A 21,968-nucleotide genomic window follows, 5' to 3' on the forward strand; every position below is an offset into this window, starting at 1 on the left:
TCGCCATATAACGGCAAAAACCACTGAGTTAGTAGGCTTGTATCACAAAGCAATAAATCTAACCGTTTTACCCACTAAATTTCACCCTATTAAAGGATTAACTATGACAAAAGCTCTATACCTTCGCTGTGAAGAAGGCGAAATAAAATTAAACCCTGATCTCACTTACAATGTATTTGACCAAAATATGACAGCCAAGCAATTAGCTAAACTAAATATAAATCATTTACCTTGGCTAGACCAAACGACTGCACTGCAAGAAATTGAAAACTTCCAAAAACTCTCGATACTTTACCACCCTGATATTGTTAGCTCTTTAATTACCGAAGAAGAAAACTCTATTTATTGGGGGAAAAGAGAGCATGAAGCACTCATTATCTTTAGGCGTGAAACCGTTAATAAAAGTGAAGATGATTTGTCTGAGTCTCAGCGCAAACGATTAATCGCTTCGCCTTACGATATAACCGCGAATAAGGCGAGAGTTAAGAAGCACTCTATCATTAAGCAATTAGTTAGCCTTGGTTACCACAAAGATTCAGCGCAAAGTCTTTTTGATGATTTTATGGATAAGAACGGCATTGGTCACATGAACCTAAAAGCAGGCGATATTGTGACTTTGATTGATGAATTTACCCTAGAGAAAAACTAACGTACTCCTAAAGCCTATTTGAAGTTTAAGTAGGTTTTGTGGGTATTGGTTCCCCCTTCCTACGATAGAAAAGCCTGAGCATGCGTATTCACTGCTTACCCCCTAAAAATCCCCTTAAAACTTAAATTATTAACTAAGCATTTTTCAACAATTTGATATTTTCGGATGCATAGCTACTTTGCGGAGGTTTAAGTTTTGGTGGGGGTTTCTAACTGTCAGACAGGCAGTAATGCGATCTAATAGCTATTAGTTCACTTCGTGTAAGTCGCGCCTATGCGTGCAACTTATTTAAACGTAAACCCCAAACTCGCAAGTAAGCGATAAAGGTAAAAAATATGAAAATTAAAACCTATGCACAATACCAAGCTGCATTAGCAAAAATTAAAGCAATTATCGGCAATGAAATGGATCACACAACCATTAACCGCCTAAAAAGCCTTTCAATATCAGACGAACAGAAATTACGTCAAATTGGCTCGGCATTAAATGAAGTCTGCGATAGTGATATTGCAGAAATGAAATCTGCTCATTTAGCACTTCGCCTTAAAGCGAAAACTATTAAGCCAACAAAATCTAAAAGCCAATTAAAGACTAAAAGTAAGAAGGTAAATGACGTGAAAAAACAATTAAAAACCACAACTAAAGCAGAGCGTGATAATCATTTACGCGGTAAAGCCCTTTTATCTTCGGATGCTGCTGTAGCGATTGATAAGTCGCTTCAATTAAAAGTTATTGAACGCGCTCGCGCGGTTGGTGGACTATTCGCAGATGTAAATATTGAAGTTGTTGATAGCCTAATTGTTAAAGCTAATCCTGTCGCCCTAACCGCAGCACAAGTTGCAGCTTATACAGAAAGTGACGGTTCAGTCGCATTTGTTCGCGGTCAAACAGGTTTAGGAACGATGGTTCAGCCTACGGTTTATACGGGCAAAAATGAATTTAAAGATTACATTTCTAAAGAAGTCATTAACGATGTTCACGTAGACGTTGAAGGTTGGCTTTTAAATCAAATGTCACGTTCTTTTAATAATGAGTTTGCCATTCAATTTGTCGCTGGTGATGAAACAACGAATAAAGAGTTTATGGGAATATTCGGTAATCGCTTCCATACCACTAATTCATTTGTTGCGGATAGCTCCCGCGATATTGAAACCCTTGGCGCTTTTGATAGTAAAGTTAATGGTTCATTAGGTGGCGCAGACCCAAGCGTTGCAGGTAATGCCGTTGACAATATACGTGATTTTATCGACACCCTACCGACTGAGCATAGAGATGGCGCTAAGTTGTATATGCATAAAAGCGTATTAAGCCATATTCGAAAACTTAAAACTCTTGAAGGCGCTTCTTTAGTCGTTAACGGAAAAATTGACGATTTTGACGTTGTTCTTGATGACATGATGCCAGCCTATGACGAAGTTGCGGCAGTAGCCGAACCATTAATTCTTTTCGGTAAAGTAAACGAAGCTTTTGCTGTTAAGTCTCATGCCTCAGAGCTAGATATTAACCCGTATAAAATTGATGGTGCTGTTGCCTATGAAGAGGTTCAACGTATGTCCTCATTCATCAAAGACAATAACGCACTTCGAATATTCTTTGCAGGTACTAAAGCACCATAACCTAGCTATAAATCAGCTAAAAACCACTAATTCAAGGGGCTAATTCAGCCCCTTTTTAATATCCAATACAAAACATCACCGTATCCATACGGGATTAAATAAAATAGGAAAATAACTATGTCTTTACGTGACAAATTACGCACTCGCCAAAGCAATATCACCGTTCTTGGCTCAGATAAAGAAAACGAAAATGTTTACGGTTTAAATGCTACGTCGAATGAAAATAAATTAGCGATCTGGAATGACCTTTTAAAGTCTGAACGAACGCAATTATCTTATGGTTCAATATCACTTAGGGGCGTTAGCGGAACCGTTACTGGTAAACGCGAATATCAAATGATGTCCATGCTCATCGGTGATACATTAACTTCAAGTACTTCTGTCGATATAGCCAAGCGTTATATTGATACTTACGACAAGGGCAGCAAGCACGATAATGTCGTATTTAATGAAGGCAATTATAAAGCTTACGGCTGCCACCACGCTAAAAAGCCGTTTATTCCATCGGAAATGAAAGAAGAAAGTGTTCAGGTTTATGTAGTAGATCGCGTAGATACCCAAACGGGCGAAAAGATTGGTCGATATGTAAAAATGACCAAGTCGGAAGCTGCCGATTATCATGCCAAGCAAACGGCTGAATATAAAGCAGGCAAAAATACGATTGAAACTCTAATGGGTGATCCAAGTAAACGCGCAAAGCTTGAAGCTTTATTGGCTGAATAATGCCATTAAATATAAAGTTATTACCGCCAACTAAAGTTACCCTTCCTATTGCACCACTTAAGTATCAACGCAAAATCTGCCAATTTGAAAGGCGTTATTTAGCTAAAGGTGGCGTTCATGAGTATTTAGTCACTACGTCATCATTACGATATTTAGTACGTGAATTTTGCTATTTTCGCTGTCACGGTTGGTGCTTAGAGAGTAACGAACCGCAAACGATTCACTACTGCATGTGGGAAGGTCGTTCTTACGCTATTTCAACTTTAGTAGGATGGGGCAATCGTAAGCATAAAAACTTTAAGCGTATAGATCGTATTTGCCTAGTGGAAGTGGAAGATAGGAAATATAGCTGAATCACTTACCAAAAGTGAGTAAATCAAAAAAGCCAATATAGTGTTAAACTATATTGGCTTTTTATTTCAACAATAACATTAATCGTTTAGATACATTTTCTTAGCTAACTCTTGCTTACGGATTAATTCACTGAAGTTAAACCGACCACCTTCAGTAAATTCGCAAAAATCACTATAACCTTTATTTATAGTTAATTTAGCTCTGTCTTTTAATAAATTTTTATTAAAAAGATCTTGGTTACCTTCAACCACATTAGGAGTTACTTTAATATTCTTCGTTTCATTAACAGTAGCACTTGCAAGCTGACTTTTAGCAGCTTTTATTGCCCTATATTTAGTTTCAAACTTAAAAATAAATTCCCCTAACTCATTAACAGTACGAACATTATAAAAATCATAATCAATAAAAGTATTCCCGTTAGAGGTTCTTTTATCAAGACTTAATGCTTTCACCGTTTCTTCAAAAATAGAATCATTTTCAGCTTTTTTAAAATAGGTAATTCTAGGGTTCGAACCACATCTATTTATAAATCGGTTATCCGCTAGCGTGACACGAATAGGTGACAGCTGATTTTTAATGTGAAACAACTTTCGAGCCTCTATAAAACCAACTTTTATTAGCTCATCTCTCCATTCAAGTTGATTTTTTGAAAAATCAGGGACTTCATTAAAAACTTCCAGCGATGATTGCTCACCAAAGGCTTCAAATTCAAACTTACTAATACTCATATCTATTTTCTCCTCAAAGACATATAAAAAATATTTTTCGAGGCTAAATTAAAGAAAAAGCCAAAGCTTGTATCGCCTAAATCAAGTTATTAATTATTACTTCTAACTTGCGAACTTGGCTACGCTTTAATTTCAAAATAGCACCGAACTAACTTACGTTCTTTTCAAAGCATAGACACAAAAAATAACCTTTACAATCAATATTTTACACAATTAAAAATACGCTAAAAACGTATGGTTTAGTAGGTAATTAAAGGACTAATTTTGCGACAACCACCCTACTACCGATTAAAGAAGAAAAGAGATTCTAACTAGCTAAATTTGCTGTTTTTGGGGCTTTTATCGTATTCTGGCTTTATAGCGTTCAAAAAAGAAACAATTAATGGACTAAGAAAGCTAACCTCGTATAATTATTGAAACCGACAAATAAAAATTAATTAAGGCGCATTAGTGAAAATAACAGCAACAACAAAAGAAGAATTTTCTGTGCAATTTCGTAATTATCTAAACCAAGATAAGAGCCGAAATTTATGTAATATCGTTTACAAGTGGAAAGTTGAAAACAATATTCCGCGGATGAAAGGTGAAAGTAATATCCTTTATATTGGTCAAACTAAACGTAGCCTATATGACAGGTATTCAGATAAAAGATCTTTCAATATAGAATTAACCTATTTTGAGCAATTTTATAAATATGCGATTCAAGAATACGGTAGCTTATTTATCGAAATTTTAGCTGTTGACGATGTAAAACTAGAGGAACATCGGGAGTTAGATCATTATCGCAGTATGCACTTTGAGTATCCGCCATTAAATAGAGCTATCCCTCGAATGCAAAAAAACAATAACTAATACACCTGTAAATGTAACTGCCTGTTACTTATTAGTATTTCCATAACTTCTCGCTTTATGTATAGCTTTATAATATTATTTTTATAAATATAAAAATTAAACTAGCGACATTTTTCAAGCTGGTTATATCAGCTAAAATAAAGGGACTTCATGGCTATACTTAAATTATTTGAAACAAACAACGAACATTTTCAAGAATATTTTTCTCGCATTTTTCAATCCTCAAATATTAACTTCTTATTTGGTGCCGGAGCATCAAATCCAGCGATTACAGTTGCTGGAGATATAGAAAACAAAATTCAAGAGTTATACGATGAAGGAAATGTTAGCGAAGCTGAGAAAGTTGAATACGACTTTTTAGCGAGTGTTCAAAAAATTTGTGCAAAATTAGTTCAAGGAGCGTCCTTTCCGGCTAATAGCCATGAGATTTTAGTACTATCAAACTACGAGCTATTTTTAGACATAATTCAAGACATGCTCCAGCAAAGAAGAAACAGCTTGCTCCCTAAGAAGGTAAATATTTTTACAACAAATTATGACTTATTTGTTGAACAAGCAGCACTTAAGTTTAAAGGGTTAGTATTGAATGATGGTTTTCAAATACGTTCGACTTTGAAAAATGAATATCAATATGAAACCAGAAGCTTTAGTCGTACATTTTTTGAAACTAGTGCTTTATATGATTATAAAGTTGAGTTACCCGTTGTTAATTTATTGAAGATACATGGTTCTATGACTTGGACAATGGATGCTCCAAACTCAGAAATAATTAAGTATAAAGCTGAAACTAACTTCCTCCCCTCAATTGAAGAACTAACCGAGGAACAAATAAAGCAACACCTTGAAAATTACTACTTAATTTATCCTAAAAAAGAAAAATTCAAAACAACATTGTTGAATCACACTTACTACGATTTAATGAGAATTTACTCGAATGAGTTAGATAAAGAGCAAACAGTTTTGATTGCATTTGGCTTTTCATTTCAAGACGAGCATCTATTTGACTTAACCAAAAGAGCATTAAGAAATTCAACCCTTAAAATAATTATATTTGCATTTAACAATAGTGCAAAAGAGTTACTTCTAGAAAAATTCTCAAACTTTAACAATGTAGACATTATCTACAGAAGCAATGATGAACAAATAAAATTTGAACAATTTAATGATGCTATGCAATGTTTCAGAGGTTCAGGAGCAAAAAAATATGCATGATAAAGAGTCAATACTAAAGGTCGGTGAAGTTTGTGAAGTTCAGGGCCGAATAATCATTATTAGAATCTACAAAAATAAGAACCTTTCGGACCTATTTTATGACGGAACCATTATTAAGAATGTTTCCGTAGGTAGCTTTATAGAAATTAAAAAAGGGTTCACTAGCCTAATAGGGAAAATTGAAGGAGAAAGGTTAACTGAAGACAAAATAACCCAATCGACTAACCAGCCTACCTCTACTTATCAACGATATTTAACTGTGAGTTTATCAGGCTATATAGATCGCTCTGCTAAGTTTATTGGTGGGACAACGGAATTGCCGCTAATAGGCAACGAAGCCTATATACTCACCCATGATAAAGTTTCTAAGATTCACAATATAGGCACTTCATGTAATGAACAGTCTATTAATATTGCTGAAACTCATGTAGATAAAATGCCTGTTTCTTTGCCTGTTGATGGTTTATTAAATACCCATATAGCTATTTTTGGTAACACCGGAAGTGGTAAATCAAATACACTAACATCCTTTTATCAGTCTGCGTATAGCTGCTTAGAAAACCATTATGGTTCTAATATCTTTAATGAACGTTGTAAGTTTTTATTATTTGATTTTAATGGAGAATACACTTCAGCTCCTTGTATTACCCGAAATAAAAAAGTCTACAACTTAAACACTCGAAATAAAAATTCAGATAAGGTGCCATTGCCTGGTGAAGGTATTCTAGATATTGAAGTTATCTCCATAATATGCGAAGCAACTGAAAAGACACAAAAACCAATGCTAGAAAGAGCATTAAAAAAATATAAATTAACTCAAGAAAAGGGTTCACCAATAGAGTATGTAAAAGCTATATTAAAAAATATTATTACTAAAACTTTATTGATGGCTGATAAACAAAAAACGGCAGTATTAATAGGATACTTTAGTTCAATTTTTAATAATGCGGATGATCTTCAAGACGACCTTGAGCTACGACAAGATTCTGTTAGGTATATAATTGGAACTGCCCACAATCAAGGATTTATAAATAACCCTGAAAGCCCATATATTCCACGCACAAATTTATTTAAGAAAGTAGATCTATTTTCTTTCGAAGACAATGACTTTAATAATTTTATTAAATTTGTCTATATTCAATTAATTGACGACCTATTAAGCTCGCGTGTAGCAAATGAGCATGTAAAACCTGTACTTGGAAAACTAAAACAGAAAAAGTCATACATTGAGAAAGTAATTAATTTCGATGGTGGTGATATCTGGGAAGGTACTAATTTTGTTGTTATTTCTTTAGATAAAGTAAATATAGACATTAAAAAATTACTTCCACTTCTAATTGCTAAAACCATTTATGATGAAAAGAAAAATTCCCGCAATAACCAATCACTCAACATAATTATTGACGAAGCACACAACATATTATCTAACGAGTCGTTTAGAGAAACAGAGGCATGGAAAGATCATAGATTGGAAACATTTGAGGAGATAATTAAAGAAGGGCGTAAGTTTGGTACTTTTATGACAATTTCAAGTCAGAGGCCAAATGATATCTCTCACACAATTACTTCACAAGCGCATAATTATTTCATCCATAGACTAGTCAATGAACGTGACCTAAATTCAATTTCAAACGCTGTTTCTTACATTGATAAAATAACTGAAGAGTCTATACCTAATCTGCCAACTGGCGTTTGTATATTTAGTGGTATATCAACACAGATACCACTAAAGTTGAAAATACATGAATTAGATGCCTCAGAGCAACCTAACAGTAACACTTTTAAATTTTTTGATAAAAACTTTAATAGTTTAAACGCAAATACTTTGGCCGAATACCTTGATTTAACTGAAGAAGAATTAGAATCTATGGATTTGACTCTTGAAGAGAATACAGGTCATTCAGGTGAAATGGTTTATAGTTTTTATTTTAATGTCCCTGAAGGCACTCCGACCTATATTCTTGAGAAAAAAGGTTGGCAAATAGGTCAGAGTGTTTGTGATATTCCTATTGAATTAGGTGTAGGCTAGCTCCACAGAATCGTCATAAAATCAGTTAAAAAATAATCCAGTTATAATATATAGCTGGAATTTAACCTGAATTTTTTATAAAACCATCAATCGTTGCGGTATATGTCCAACGTTTTTCTTTAGTACTAAACCATACCGCACGACTTTCGCCAGTATTAAAAATAATATTATAAGTAAGTTTTTCTTTATCTTTAAAAGTCGGTTTTTGCATACCTTCAATATGCGTTGTTAATTCATCATCATCAAAATTTCTCTTGAAATCTTCCCACTGTTCGTCAGTTTTAATGCTGCTACCATACCGATAAACGTCGATGCGTTTAATAAATTTCGGTAACATCGACTTTAACTTTAACCTAGTATCAGTAGGGATTTCGCTATGCTTGACCTGATTTAGTAACTCTAAAAACTCGACTTCTTCGGTAGTTTCTAAATGCGTTGCAGCTTCAACTTCACTCTTAACTTTGACAAGATCTTGTTTTAATTTTGATATATTTTCTTCTATATTTTCCTTGCGTAAAACGAAGGTTTCTTTAGTTATAACGCCATCTAAAAGAAGGTCTAATAGTTTATCTAGCTTAGGCTGCAGTAAGTCAATTTCGGAGGTTAAATCAGCCTGTTTTACCTGTAACGAGCCAACATCAATAACATTTCCTTTGAATATCAGATCGTAATTAACTTTATCCTTACAAAGCTCAATTAGTACTTGCTCTAAGAATCGCGCCCGCGAACTACCACCAAAACAAACCGACTCACCCTTGGCATGACCAGAACAACGAATAGATGCCGATTTATTTTTCTGCTGCTGAACCACAAAACGCGACCCGCAATAACCACAAAATGTAATCCCCATATAAATTACAGGCGGATATTTACGCATCGAAGGCGTAGTAGTTCTTGTCTTACGAATTTCTAATGCTTGATAAAATACGCCTTTGGGAACCGTTATAGGGTAATAATCATCAACTTGGGACTCATTGTCCTTACCTACGTTAAAAACTCTACGCCCAATAAGGCGGTAGTCCGTAAGAAGGCGCGTAACATACGATTCATTCCAAACACTTCTTATCTTTCTGGTATTTTTATGGGCAGCTACCCGTTTATGATGCTCCATCCAAACAGCTTCATTTTCGTTTAACCATCTAACGATGCTATTTGCTCCCTTCCCATCGTTATACATTTCAAAGATTTTACGAATAACTTCGCCACGTTTCGGGATCACTTCAAAACCGACGATTTTCGGTGGCGTATGTGATGTATCGTATACTTTAGAAATCCAATTAGGTAAATTGCCCACGGCTACAACTTCGCCATTAGCAACTCGCTTCTGGTAACTGGCGATAGTTCGTTCAGCCCTAGATCGAGATTCTTTGTTAGCTGCTTCGGCTTGCGCCTGTATTCCTACGAAACGCCCAAAATCAGAAACATCTTCCGGTGAAATCGTTTGTCCAGTAGTAGAAAAGTGTATCAATAACCCCGATAAAGCTATTTCTCGAATTTTAGTCGCGGCATCAAAAAACTCTTCACGGCTAAAACGCGTCATATCGAACATTACAACGACACTTCCTTCTGGATATGCGCCATTGCGAGCCGAAGTTAAGATCTCCTGTAAATTTGCCCCTCGATAGGCGCTTACGCCAGCTTCTACAATATCATCTAACCTAACATAATCGTCTTTTTCCATAAGACGCTCTATTGCTTGGTTATTAATATGGCGTTGGTTATCCAACCCACTGCCGTTAGCAGCTTGTGAGCTATCACTTACTCGGATATAATTTACGATAATTTTATTCATATTCTTAAGGTTTCCCCAATGGCATTGCCAGATAAATTTATCTATTCGATGAATAGAGTATCAAAAGTTATTTCAAGTACCAAACGTACAATTTTAAAAGACATCTCCTTATCATTTTTTCCCGGCGCTAAAATTGGTGTTTTAGGTTTAAATGGTTCAGGTAAATCAACGCTACTGCGTATTATGGCAGGTGTTGATAAAGAGTTTGAAGGTGAGGCGCACGCACTTGCCGGCACCAAAATTGGTTATTTAGAACAAGAGCCGCAACTTGATGAAGAAGCTACGGTTCGAGAATGTGTAGAGCAAGCAGTTAGTGAAGTTAAAAATGCCTTGGCGCGTTTAGATGCTGTCTATATGGAATATGCCGAAGAAGGCGCTGACTTTGATGCTCTTGCCAAAGAACAAGGTGAACTGGAAGCAATCATTGAAACCCAAGACGGCCATAATATTGATAACGTGTTAGAACGTGCTGCTGATGCACTGCGTTTACCTGAGTGGGATCAACCAATAAAAGTATTATCTGGTGGTGAACGCCGCCGTGTAGCGTTATGTCGACTACTACTTGAAAAGCCAGACATGTTATTACTTGATGAACCAACTAACCACTTGGATGCAGAATCTGTGGCATGGCTTGAGCGTTTCTTACATGACTACTCAGGGACGGTTGTTGCCATTACCCATGATAGATACTTCTTGGACAATGTTGCCGGTTGGATCCTAGAGTTAGACCGTGGTGAAGGTATTCCTTGGGAAGGCAATTACTCTTCATGGTTAGAGCAAAAAGATGCGCGTTTAGAACAAGAAAAACGTCAAGAAAATGCTTTAGCGAAAACCATTAAGCATGAGCTTGAGTGGGTTCGCTCCAATCCGAAAGGCCGCCAAGCGAAATCAAAAGCTCGCATGGCTCGTTTTGAAGAATTATCAAGTAATGAGAACCAAAAACGTAATGAAACTAACGAGCTTTATATTCCACCGGGGCCACGCCTGGGCGATAAAGTTATTGAGGTTGAAAACCTAACTAAGTCATATAACGACCGCGTACTAATTGATGATTTAAGTTTCTCAATGCCTAAAGGCGCAATAGTAGGTATTATCGGTCCAAACGGCGCAGGTAAGTCGACTTTATTTAAAATGTTATCGGGTGCAGAAGCGCCGGACTCAGGTTCAGTTACAGTTGGTGAAACCGTTAAACTTGCCTCTGTAGATCAGTTCCGTGACGACATGGATGATGCAAGAACCGTTTATCAGGAAATTTCAGAAGATAATGAAATTATTCAAATTGGTACTTATGAAATCCCTGCACGTGCCTATGTAAGTCGTTTTAATTTTAAAGGTACAGACCAACAAAAAGTGATTGGTCAATTGTCAGGTGGTGAACGAAATCGTGTGCATTTAGCCAAACTTGTTAAAACAGGTGGTAACGTATTACTTCTGGATGAGCCAACCAATGACTTAGATATTGAGACATTACGTGCTCTTGAAGAAGCTATTTTAGAGTTCCCAGGTTGTGCGATGGTTATTTCCCATGACCGTTGGTTCTTAGACCGCATTGCCACGCACATCATTGATTACCGTGACGAAGGCGAAGTAAACTTTTTTGAAGGTAACTTTACCGAATACGAAGAGTGGCTTAAGAAAACTTATGGTCCACAGGCAGCTGAACCACACCGCATTAAGTACAAACGTATTACTGCGTAGAAGACACGAATAATGGTTTAAATTACCATTCTCGTTGCTTAAAAAGGATAAGGAGTCGTTGGCGCCTTATCCTTTTTTATTTCGTTATTTCGCTAATTTTGCCATTAACTCGTTTACCGCGTCCAAATGCTCCGGGTTGTTATGACACATGCCTTGAAACACTGCGCAAATATCAAGAAAGTCTGGTAATTCTGTACGCTGCGCCATTTTCATCAAGCGTTTGGTCATACGAAGCGCTGCGGTTGGTTTACTGGCGATTTCGGTAGCAAGTTCGTTTGCTTTATTCAATAACTGTTCAGGTTCAACAACATCGAGTAATAAACCAATTTCTTTTGCTTCGAATGCATCAATGACTTTACCGGTAAAAGTAAGCTCTGCCGCTTTTTGATAGCCAATAACACGTTGCATAAACCATGCTCCGCCATCACCTGGAATAATGCCTAAATTGACAAAGGTTTCGCCAAATTTTGCTTTAGTCGAGGCTATGCGTAAATCACACATATTACAAATATCAAAACCAGCGCCTATTGCCGGACCATTAACAGCCGCAATGACTGGCACTTCACACGATTGGATAGCCAAAGGAATGCGCTGTATGCCTTGACGGTATCTATTTTCAAGTTCAGATACATCGCCAGCAAAGTCCCCACTACGATTAGCCATATCTTTAATATTCCCGCCCGATGAAAATGCAGAGCCAGCTCCGGTTATGATTAGCACGGCAATATCAGCGTTTTTATTGATCCAAGTAATGGTATCTACAATGTCATCAGCAATTTGAGTACTGGTTAAGGCATTTCTTAAATCGTGACGGTTGAATGTTAATGTTACGACTTTATTGTCTAAACATAGTGTTGAGTCAGTAAGTTGTGGTAATTGGTTCATAAGGCTCAGCTTTAAATTTAATGATATTAATTGATTCTATCGAACCTGCTGCCAAATTGTAATGAAATATATCTGCTACTGGTTTTGCATAAAAAATTAGCTATATTGTATGGGTACAATTTTAAAAAATATAAACAAAAAATAATTATTATTACATTCATATTTCAGGACAGATCAATGAAAAAGTTATTAATCCCCTCATTAATTGCTATGGGACTTTTTGCTTGCTCCAATGGCGAGTCAGATAGTGTAGCATCTACACAACCAACACTTAGTTCAGGTATATTACTTGAAAACATGGACACAACAGTAAACCCCGGAGATGATTTTAATCAATACGTTAACGGTAAATGGATGTCTACTGCCACCATCCCAGATGACAAATCATCTGCAGGTGTGTGGGTACAGTTAAGAGATGCCTCTCAGGATAATGTTAAGAAAATTATCGAAGAATCATCGACAGGTACATTTGCAAACGGTTCAAATGAACAAAAAGTTGGCGACTTATATAATTCATATTTAGATATGGAAAAACGTAATGCGCTGAGTGTCACTCCGCTTGATTTTGAGTTTTCTGCGATTAATGGCATAAGCGATTATTCAGAGCTTGCCGTTTACTTTGCCGAAGCGAATAAACGTAACTACAACCCTCCTTTTGCTCTTGGCCAATACGTTGATTTAAAAAATCCATCTACCTACATGATTTACACTTGGCAAGCGGGTCTAGGCTTACCAGATAAAGAGTATTATTTTAAAGAAGGTGAGAAGTCTGAAAGTATTCGAACTAAATACCGTACTCACATTGAAAACATGTTTGCATTGGCTGGTTTCAATGATGGTAAAACGGCAGCAGAGACCATTTTTTCAATAGAGTTAGAATTAGCCGGATATCACCTGGAAAAAGAAAAAACTCGTGATATGGTCGCGCTTTACAATAAGATCCCGCGTAATGAATTAAATACCATTATGGCCGATTTCGATTGGGATAGATTCCTAACCACCGCAGGTGTTAACGATATCGATGGTTTGGTTGTCACCCAGTTAGATTACATGAAAAATTTAAATAAGGTGATTAAGAACACGCCAATTGACAGTTGGAAAGTGTATTTAAAATGGCGTGCATTAAGTGCTAATGGCTCGCGTTTAACAAGTGCTATTGATGATGAGAATTTCGATTTTTATACTAAAACACTGTGGGGCGCAAAAGAGCAAAAGCCTATGTGGCGCCGTGGCGTAGGGGTCGTAAATGCAACCTTAGGCGAAGTCGTTGGTAAAGTGTATGTAGATCGTCACTTTCCACCAGAAGCGAAAGCACGCATGCTAACGATGGTAAACAATTTATTTAAAGCCTACGAGCAAAGTATTAAAGAACTTGATTGGATGACTGATGAAACTAAGGCACAAGCATTAGATAAACTGTCAAAATTCACACCTAAAATTGGCTACCCAGACAAGTGGAAAGATTATTCAAAATTAGACATTAAAGGCGATGATTACTTTGGTAATATTGAACGAGCTGCACTGTTTACTTACCAACAAAACTTGGACAGACAAAACAGCCCTGTAGATAAAACTGAATGGGGAATGAATCCGCAAACCATTAACGCCTATTACAATCCACCATTAAATGAAATTGTTTTTCCTGCCGGAATTTTACAACCACCATTTTTTGATATGAATGCAGAAGATGCGGTTAATTATGGCGCTATTGGTGCAGTTATTGGTCATGAAATCGGCCATGGTTTTGATGATGCAGGCTCTACTTTTGACGGAGATGGTGTGCTTAGAAATTGGTGGACCGACAAAGATAAAGATGAATTTAAAAAGCGTACCTCAGCATTAGTTGCACAATATGATGCTTTTAAAGTATTTCCTGATTTAAATGTAAACGGTACATTTACGTTAGGCGAAAACATTGGTGACTTAGGTGGTTTAAGTATAGGTATGAAAGCTTATAAATTATCACTCAATGGTGAAGAGGGTCCGGTATTGGATGAATTTACCGGAGAACAAAGGGTTCTAATAGGATTTGCTCAGGTTTGGCGCGGCATTCATAGAGAAGAACTATTACGTCAATTAGTTGGCACTGATCCACATTCTCCGCAAAAATTTAGAGTAAATGGCACGGTAAGAAATGTACCAGAGTTTTATACCGCTTTTGACATTAAAGAAGACACTAAACTTTACTTAGCGCCAGAGCAACGCGTTAAAATTTGGTAATTCTTAACAGTAACTGAGAATAGCCAATTACATTGGCTATTCTTCAGACCATTCAAATTCATCAATCGCCGTTCTAGCTTCTGCTATAGTGCAATTAGCTAGAACGACTAATTCTGTAACACTTATACCAGGGTTTCGTTTAACTAAGTTGAGTATTTCAGTATGAGTAAAACTGCCCCGCTCTTTTTCAATTAACTTAACCAACCATTGCCAAGTTTCTTCTTCAGAGTTTCGTACAAGCTCAATAATTTTTGTCATTTGCTCACGGTCAGCTGTTAGCCGCCAGTTTCGCGAACGACCAATACGGTTTAATTCACAGCCAGATTGTCTTACAAGTGCCTTCAACTCAAACGCTCGCATGGCGCGACGTAGAAATGATGGCAATAAGATGTGATGAACTGCTGGCAAAAGTTTAATCTCTTAATTAAAAGTTAATAAAATTGCTACGAGTATATCAAGCTATTAATAAACAAAACAAAAAAATGCTCCTGCTTTTTTATCGTACAGCACATCCATGTGCAAAAAAACCACTGATAAACAGTGGGTTTGAATTTATTATCCTGATTTGATTACTCAGGTATACCGTGCATTTCGTAGCATTTAACTAGTAAGTCTTCTTCTGATTCAACATGATCAGGATCAGGCTTAATACAATCTATTGGGCAAGCAATAACGCATTGTGCTTTTTCATAATGCCCCACACATTCGGTACATTTATTAGGATCAATTTCATAAATCTCCTCGCCAAGGGTTATCGCCTCGTTTGGACATTCCGGGTCGCACATATCGCAGTTGATGCAGGTGTCTAATATTTTTAATGCCATGTATATGATTTCCTTGACGAAAAGCATTTAGCTGATTGTTTTAAAAGAGTTTTCATATCAAGCCTAGTAGAAAAATGCGTTACTTTGATGGTAACTAAAAGTAATAAAATTACTTACATTGTACCAAATTGGTAACACAAATCAGTAACACAAATTTTAAATTTGAAACTTTGTGTTACTGACACTTAAAAATAAATCAAAATTTTTTCGTTTAATCATGATGTGGACACCCGCAGGTTACTATATCTCGTGTTGCAACATTTACTTAGAAGATCTTCGAAAATTGGCCTTGAATGCCAAGGCCTCCTTTTGTTTAAATTTTGGAGATACAAATCATGAAAATTAGAAAACCTGTTAAACCAACGCGAGAAATATACGAAGCAGCCAAAAAAAAATGGGAGTCAGTAAAGCCTAGTTATGAACCTGATGATTTGGAGAATTGTCGTTGTTACGCAGTAACAATACTAGCTTATACAGGTAATGCGAAGCTCTCCAAGTACGAACAAGAAAACAATCTTCGTATCGACTTCACTAAAGGAGGGCGTGTAACCATACGCTCTAATTTCCCTAAAGCTTCTAGGATGAAAAACTTTACAATAGGTGATTACCCTCTGGTTCAGCTTGTTTCGTCTCGCACAAAAATTAAGGAAGTTTTTGATGGCAACTCTAGTAGAGGCACAGTGAGTGACGCAATTGATTTATATGAAAAGGATCTGGAACGTAAAGTGGCTAATAACAAGTTAAGTCAAGGTAGCTTTGGTACTTACGAGTGCCGACTTAATAAATTGCGCCCTTACTTTAACAAAGCCCCAGTTTTTGCTGACTTAATGGCGGGAGGGATAGAATGTGTACTTGACCAAATTATTGAAAATGAATCGCCAAATTATGCTCCAGAGCTTTTCGCAGAATTAAAGAGAGTATGGGGGTTTGCAGCATCTAAGTTAGCTAACGGAAGAAACATAGCTGCGAGCATAGCTGTTGACTATGTGTCTTCACGGGTGGAATGTGTTTCCGCAACAAGGCTGTATACAGATATAGATAGCATTGTAGAGCTTTATATCAATATCGGCTTAGCCCCCAGTACTCAGCAGAAAAACGCTATGCGGTACATGATATTAACAGGTGTACGTCCCATTAATGTCTGTAATTTGCGGTGGGAGTGGCTAGACGATATCCGTTGTCCAAGGAAGATAACCTATCCGAAAGGCACGATGAAGGACAAAAATCGCCCTTTCGAATTACCTGTAACTTCTGCCCTGCGAGCATTACTAAAAGAACAGCGACAATGGCAATTACAAGCTGGTAGCTGCAATAAAGAGTTTGTGTTTTTACAGCCAACTAATCCAAGTGAAGCATTTGCTGTGCGTTCTCTGGACAAGTTAATCAAAGACTACAGTCCTGTTGACTGTGTTAAGGGTGACATTGAAAATGCGAATGTAAAAGGCACAAATGGTGCTTTTAACACCATGTGTCGCAAATTTTGTAAAACTAACATCAAGGGGTTGCTGAAACAAAGCGGCCGTACCTATAGCGATATCAATTTCATTGCAAATTTGGCCATGCACCACAAAACCACTGATGAAGACCACAGAGATGATATGAAGGAACCATACGATTTTACAAACGAACTCTTTCCGCATGATTACCAAGAAAAATTTAACGCCTTTAAGTTACATCAGGCGTCAATTTTAGCTAAAGCTAAAGAGCTTGTAGGAAAGAAAGTCCGTAAAACAGGAAGAGAACAAGCTATAGAAGAGCGTGCTATTGAAAATCAAGAACGCAATAAACTTCGAGCAGAGATCAAATCAAGCATCGGAAAAAAAGGATATTCTTTGTTTATTAGAGATCCACTTCCTAATGGTAATACATTAGTCAAAGATTTAATTTTGGACCAAGAAGGACGTCAGGAAGTAAGGGAACATCTTAGTTCTAGTATGGCGATCGCAGCGTAGTTGATCTCCGATGTTCTAGTTGTAGTGGTCAAGTAAAACTGGCCACGGTCTTGTATTCTTGCCAATATCTTCTTTCTGATTCATTAAAGCTAATATAGCTTGTAAACAATTCAGTTAGATATAAATAAAAACAAGAGAGATAAAACCCAAGGCTCTAATCCGAAGTGGGGAGCAGAGAATAAATGAGATTCTGCATGCAAACCGTTATATTTCCCTAGCTTAAAAACTATCTATAAGTGTCATTACTTCGCAAGAAGTAGATGACTAAAGCTTCGCTATTTGGCGAGGCTTGCAGGAGTGGCGAGAGCCATTTGGATTTTGACGGGGATCTCGTTGATTGAAAACTGTAGTCCGGTTTATCCCGAACACGATTGAGGCTCCCATAGGGAGCTTTTTTTATTTATAATGAGAAGGGCTTTGCTATGCGAAAAATATTCATCAAGTGCGTTATTGCTTTACTTCTGTTTGCGGTCGTCGCTCCGCTTATCAATCAAGCAGTGCCATTTTTTACTGCGTTAAAAATCATTCCTAGCCAGTGGTTGGTATAGTTTTTGAAAAAGCCTTAGTCCATTTTAGGTTGCTAAATTGATCAAGGCTTTTGACTAGGAGCGAACGCAGAAAAATAAAAGATAGGACGGTGGATTTAGCTGCCTGGCTGCCCCCGTTCTTTATTTTCGTCGCGTGCGACTAAGCAGCAAAGCTGTGAGCGAGAGCGAATTTTCACCCTGTGAAAACTTGTTGTGAATCATCTAAAGCCGCGCCCAAGCGCATAAGGCAGACCTCCCCAGCGGTCGTTTTTGGTGAGAGCCGACAGGCTGCCACCCGTCAGCAGCAAACTTGTTTGCGAGTGGCTGACCAACCGATTCCCCGAGTCCCCGAGGACAGGAAGTGGTTGGTCAGGCGCGGAGCGCTGGACGGGTGGCGTTTATTCTTAAATTGAAGTGGAGCGACAGTGACAAGTAAACGTAGGGCGTCCAGCCCGTAAGCGTTTGAGTCCAATTTAATGATAAATAATGAGCGGAGCGAATCAGTCTATTCACGTATGTAATACGCGTCTGTTTTTGTGCCTTGGTGGTGTGCGCAACACATCGACGCTTTATTGTTCACTGTTCCCACGCGTAAAAATCCCCGAGGTGTATCTCTATTTATTTTAAACACACACCAACCAGACGAGCAAAATGAGCGATTATCTCAATAACAACAACTTTTCACCCATCAATAATTTCGGCACAAAATACGGTGGTACAGCGAGCCGTAAAGCTTCTTTACTTTTTGAGCAAAAAGTTTTAATTTGGCTCTCAAAATTCAAATTCACAAACAATATTATCATTGCTGACCTTTGCGATATGAAGCCTACTAGCGCACGCGATAAGTTGCGCAAGTTGGCGAATAAAAACCTCATTCGCAAAGTTCAATGTATGTCGGTCCGTGATAACTTTGTTTACATTCTCACCCAAAGCGGAGTGAATAAACTCTTTGATAATTACAACATTAAAAGCCCGTCACCGTGGCTTGATGTAACCAAAGTCAGAGACAAAACACAGGCTACGCACGATTTATGCGTGCAGTATTTTTGCGCAATACAAAGCGCAATTAATGCAACCTATAGCATAAAAAGCGAATTTGAATTGGGCGATCTGCCAAAAATAAAAGGACGTATTGGGAATAGCAATGTTGAGCTAAAGCACAAACCCGATGCAATTATAAAACACGCTGAAGGCTCTGATTTTAGTGGAAATTGGGCGGTGGAATACGAAAGTGTTCGCAAAAGCAGCGACCGCCTGACTGAAATTTTCACGTATCATTATTTACATAGCAATTTAGATGATCGAGAGCGAAAGTATTGGGCGGTGCATTATTTTTTCAGTCGATTTTCAGACTTAAAATACTATAAGAAGATACTAAATAAAGTAGCAATAAACCGTTACCCTGTATGCTTTACTCACGTTGATGGGGGCGAGGAATACGATGAAAACCAAGAGCAGCGCGACAATTTTTTAAACTGTTTTCACTTCCACCATATTCATAATCAATTATCGGAAAATTTCTATTTTAGGGACAAGGCTATCGATATTAATTTTTGATTCGTAGTTAATATCCCTAAAAAGTCGCTTCTAATTCAATCATAGATAACAACTACTATCGTCTTTTTGCTCACTATAAGATAGCGCGGAAGAGCTTATATACTCTTGGATTGTGCGCTTTAATTGACAGAAGTCTATAAATAATTCAAATGTTTGACAAATTAAAACGCTCAGATGAGCACCTTTTATTGCACTATTGTAGAAAAACATGGGAGAATAAAATGATTGAAATAAAACAATAAAACAGGAAAACAATGAAAAAAACATTAACTACACTAGCATTAGTATTAACCTTAGCTTTAACTTTATTTGGATGCGGCAAAGACATTCCTAGCGATGACTATGTAAGGGAGCTAATTGAAATCCAATTTACTCTTAAAGAACAAGAGGAAATTTTTATACAAGAGTTTAACCTTAATGATGATTTTACCCTTGGCATCATGATATTGGACGAATTTGAAATAACCAAAGCTGAATTAATTAGTGAGAGTCAATATAGGGTAGAGGCATCAATTCTATTTCATTTCACAAGCGACACCGATAAAATTGCGAAAAGCATAGTAGAAAAAATGCGAGCTCACTCTAACGAAAATTTTGACGACGAATACATAGAAGTATTATCACAGTCTTTTACACGTCCGCTTGAAAAGTTATTTGGCAAATCAAAGAAAGGCGAAAGTAAATTTCGCTCTGGATTTTATATATTTAAAAGAGTAGATGGTGAATGGATACTTTCTTAGTACCCTCAGACAATCTATATATTTATTATAACTCTTATTTTAGATGGCATTAGAGAATAAAAAGAAGCACTTAGCGAAAGCGGTGTTTTTTTTATGGCTGAAACAGCACAATCCACCGCCAAGCACTTTCAGGAGTCTGTTTTCGGTTGTGCAGTCAATTAGCTTGCTAATTGACTCCACAGATCAAATAATAACGCTCAATGCATGGGTTATCTAACTACGTTAAAAATTACGCCATTATTGGTCACCGAAAATTTAAAAGGGATTGTGCGCTTGTTTTCCGCATTGCGATGACGAGCCTTGCTAAACACCCACTCAATGTGCTCTTTGGGTTCTTCATTTTTCTTAACTGTAGGTGCTTTCAAATCAATAGTTAAGTCATTAAAGGTGTCTAGTATTGAGCTACCCATTCGGTCTCCAGATTTAACTGTGTGGTTGACTGTGATCACAGCTAGGCCACTTGAACGGAGTTTGCGTAACCAATTAGTGAATTCTTTCATTTTCAAAGGATCTTTATCATCCGTTTCACTTAGCACTGAGATAAAATTATCCAATACTAAAACTTGAGCATCTTTTGCATAATGCTCGACAATGCCTTGCCCAATTTCGGATGTTAGGTCCGGGATATTTAATCCAATGTCATCGGTGTTCATCACAGATAAGTTGTTATCCAATAACTCTAGTTGTTCGCCGTTAAAGCCTTCAGAAAACTGAAAAAGCCTTTCTTGTATGTCTTCTTCGGGCATTTCAGCGTCTATATAAACGATTTTAACAGGAGTCTCAGCTTTCCAATAGAGGAACCTTGTTGCTGTTGCCATCGCCACGCAAGTTCCCAAGACAGTGTAAGTTTTACCACCACCAGCCCCTGCGGAAAAGTTGTTGATGGTTTTAGACCGTATTAAGCCTTCTAAGTAATTCTGCCTTAAAGGGATTACCTTATTCTTTATAGCTTTTACCGTTTTTGGCGCGAATGCTTCAAGCTCTATTCCTTCGCTAGCACATAATTGCTCAAGCCGATTTTTGTTAAAGTCATTTTTGGAACCGACTAAAAACGCTTCATTCAGATCATCGTTAAAATTTTTCAATTGTTTTCACCATAATATCAATTGGTTATTTAAAAAAAGGGAAAGTCTGGCCTCAAGGTTTAGATATTTTTGTATGTCCTGAACCTATAAATTTTCTAATTTTGCAAAAATTAAAAATTTATAGGTTTAAAATGAGTAATGCTGCTGTTTCAAATCACTAATAAATTTACAACTGAACAAGTTAGCAACAGTAAGTTCTGTGCTCAACAAGCACAGTAGTATTAGTACTAATGCACGTAAGCTCTCGTCGTCAACCATGTCAAGGTTCACTTTGTATTCCTGACCAACAGCACAATCATCAGCCTTTATTAAAGATAGGATAATCTGTCCAATATCAATAGAAACGTCGCTATATGCGAACACTTCTAAAAGAGCCTTGAGCTGCTGGATAGCTAGTTCAGTTTGTTTATCTAATATCATTGAGTATTCCTCGATTAAATGAAAAGGAGTGGCAAAAGACACCACTAATTAAGTCGAGAAAAATATACCCTCAACAGATAAATTTTAATAAGTTTGATTATGCTA

At 37.1% G+C, this 21,968-nt stretch carries 19 protein-coding genes; 12 read left to right on the forward strand and 7 right to left on the reverse strand.

The window, feature by feature from the left end; translation table 11 throughout:
- The first annotated feature begins 103 nt into the window (after window positions 1–103).
- From RI845_RS13525 to RI845_RS13540, 4 genes are all read left to right on the forward strand, one after another.
- Complete coding sequence (locus tag RI845_RS13525) at window positions 104–649, forward strand: hypothetical protein (protein WP_348386692.1); 546 nt, start codon at window positions 104–106, stop codon at window positions 647–649.
- Between the two features lie 335 nt (window positions 650–984).
- Window positions 985–2,265, forward strand: coding sequence for a phage major capsid protein (locus tag RI845_RS13530; RefSeq protein WP_348386693.1), 1,281 nt, complete (start codon window positions 985–987; stop codon window positions 2,263–2,265).
- Between the two features lie 117 nt (window positions 2,266–2,382).
- Window positions 2,383–2,988: a hypothetical protein gene (locus RI845_RS13535; protein ID WP_348386694.1), complete on the forward strand. Its 606-nt coding sequence runs from the start codon at window positions 2,383–2,385 to the stop codon at window positions 2,986–2,988.
- Entirely contained in the window at window positions 2,988–3,341 is a 354-nt protein-coding gene (locus RI845_RS13540) for a hypothetical protein (RefSeq protein WP_348386695.1), read from the forward strand. The genes RI845_RS13535 and RI845_RS13540 overlap by 1 nt, the downstream gene beginning before the upstream one ends.
- A 78-nt stretch (window positions 3,342–3,419) precedes the next feature.
- Here the strand turns inward: RI845_RS13540 and RI845_RS13545 are convergent, their stop codons facing one another.
- On the reverse strand, window positions 3,420–4,070 hold the full coding sequence (locus RI845_RS13545) for a hypothetical protein (RefSeq protein WP_348386696.1): 651 nt from the start codon (window positions 4,068–4,070) through the stop codon (window positions 3,420–3,422).
- 450 nt (window positions 4,071–4,520) lie between these two features.
- Here RI845_RS13545 and RI845_RS13550 point away from each other — a divergent pair, with 450 nt between their 5' ends.
- From RI845_RS13550 to RI845_RS13560, 3 genes are all read left to right on the forward strand, one after another.
- Window positions 4,521–4,922 carry a hypothetical protein gene (locus RI845_RS13550; RefSeq protein WP_348386697.1) on the forward strand — a complete coding sequence of 134 codons (402 nt, stop codon included), beginning with the start codon at window positions 4,521–4,523 and terminating at the stop codon, window positions 4,920–4,922.
- 150 nt (window positions 4,923–5,072) lie between these two features.
- Complete coding sequence (locus RI845_RS13555; protein WP_348386698.1) at window positions 5,073–6,134, forward strand: SIR2 family protein; 1,062 nt, start codon at window positions 5,073–5,075, stop codon at window positions 6,132–6,134.
- Window positions 6,127–8,163 carry an ATP-binding protein gene (locus tag RI845_RS13560; RefSeq protein ID WP_348386699.1) on the forward strand — a complete coding sequence of 679 codons (2,037 nt, stop codon included), beginning with the start codon at window positions 6,127–6,129 and terminating at the stop codon, window positions 8,161–8,163. The genes RI845_RS13555 and RI845_RS13560 overlap by 8 nt, the downstream gene beginning before the upstream one ends.
- Window positions 8,164–8,224: 61 nt before the next feature.
- Here the strand turns inward: RI845_RS13560 and RI845_RS13565 are convergent, their stop codons facing one another.
- Window positions 8,225–9,955: a recombinase family protein gene (locus RI845_RS13565; RefSeq protein ID WP_348386700.1), complete on the reverse strand. Its 1,731-nt coding sequence runs from the start codon at window positions 9,953–9,955 to the stop codon at window positions 8,225–8,227.
- 18 nt (window positions 9,956–9,973) lie between these two features.
- Between RI845_RS13565 and ettA the strand changes: the two genes are divergently transcribed.
- Window positions 9,974–11,653: an energy-dependent translational throttle protein EttA gene (gene ettA, locus RI845_RS13570; protein ID WP_348386701.1), complete on the forward strand. Its 1,680-nt coding sequence runs from the start codon at window positions 9,974–9,976 to the stop codon at window positions 11,651–11,653.
- Window positions 11,654–11,737: 84 nt separating this feature from the next.
- Here ettA and RI845_RS13575 read toward each other — a convergent pair whose 3' ends face one another.
- Entirely contained in the window at window positions 11,738–12,538 is an 801-nt protein-coding gene (locus RI845_RS13575; RefSeq protein ID WP_348386702.1) for an enoyl-CoA hydratase-related protein, read from the reverse strand.
- A gap of 177 nt (window positions 12,539–12,715) precedes the next feature.
- On the opposite strand from RI845_RS13575, the gene RI845_RS13580 reads away from it, so the two are divergent.
- Entirely contained in the window at window positions 12,716–14,758 is a 2,043-nt protein-coding gene (locus RI845_RS13580) for a M13 family metallopeptidase (protein WP_348386703.1), read from the forward strand.
- 36 nt (window positions 14,759–14,794) lie between these two features.
- Here RI845_RS13580 and RI845_RS13585 read toward each other — a convergent pair whose 3' ends face one another.
- Window positions 14,795–15,166 (reverse strand): ribosome recycling factor family protein, encoded by a 372-nt coding sequence (locus RI845_RS13585; protein WP_348386704.1) that lies wholly within the window; start codon window positions 15,164–15,166, stop codon window positions 14,795–14,797.
- A gap of 161 nt (window positions 15,167–15,327) precedes the next feature.
- Window positions 15,328–15,582, reverse strand: a complete 255-nt coding sequence (locus tag RI845_RS13590; protein WP_348386705.1) for a YfhL family 4Fe-4S dicluster ferredoxin — start codon at window positions 15,580–15,582, stop codon at window positions 15,328–15,330.
- A 335-nt stretch (window positions 15,583–15,917) separates the two neighbouring features.
- Between RI845_RS13590 and RI845_RS13595 the strand changes: the two genes are divergently transcribed.
- From RI845_RS13595 to RI845_RS13605, 3 genes are all read left to right on the forward strand, one after another.
- Entirely contained in the window at window positions 15,918–17,534 is a 1,617-nt protein-coding gene (locus RI845_RS13595) for a hypothetical protein (RefSeq protein ID WP_348386706.1), read from the forward strand.
- A 1,178-nt stretch (window positions 17,535–18,712) separates the two neighbouring features.
- The gene (locus RI845_RS13600) at window positions 18,713–19,618 is read left to right on the forward strand and encodes a hypothetical protein (protein ID WP_348386707.1); all 906 of its coding nucleotides are present in this window, start codon (window positions 18,713–18,715) and stop codon (window positions 19,616–19,618) included.
- Window positions 19,619–19,872: 254 nt separating this feature from the next.
- Window positions 19,873–20,358, forward strand: coding sequence for a hypothetical protein (locus RI845_RS13605; RefSeq protein WP_348386708.1), 486 nt, complete (start codon window positions 19,873–19,875; stop codon window positions 20,356–20,358).
- A gap of 209 nt (window positions 20,359–20,567) precedes the next feature.
- Here RI845_RS13605 and RI845_RS13610 read toward each other — a convergent pair whose 3' ends face one another.
- Entirely contained in the window at window positions 20,568–21,443 is an 876-nt protein-coding gene (locus tag RI845_RS13610; protein WP_348386709.1) for an AAA family ATPase, read from the reverse strand.
- 126 nt (window positions 21,444–21,569) lie between these two features.
- Window positions 21,570–21,863, reverse strand: coding sequence for a hypothetical protein (locus RI845_RS13615; RefSeq protein ID WP_348386710.1), 294 nt, complete (start codon window positions 21,861–21,863; stop codon window positions 21,570–21,572).
- Window positions 21,864–21,968 lie beyond the last annotated feature (105 nt).

Source organism: Thalassotalea nanhaiensis (assembly GCF_031583575.1).
Lineage (GTDB): Bacteria > Pseudomonadota > Gammaproteobacteria > Enterobacterales > Alteromonadaceae > Thalassotalea_A > Thalassotalea_A nanhaiensis.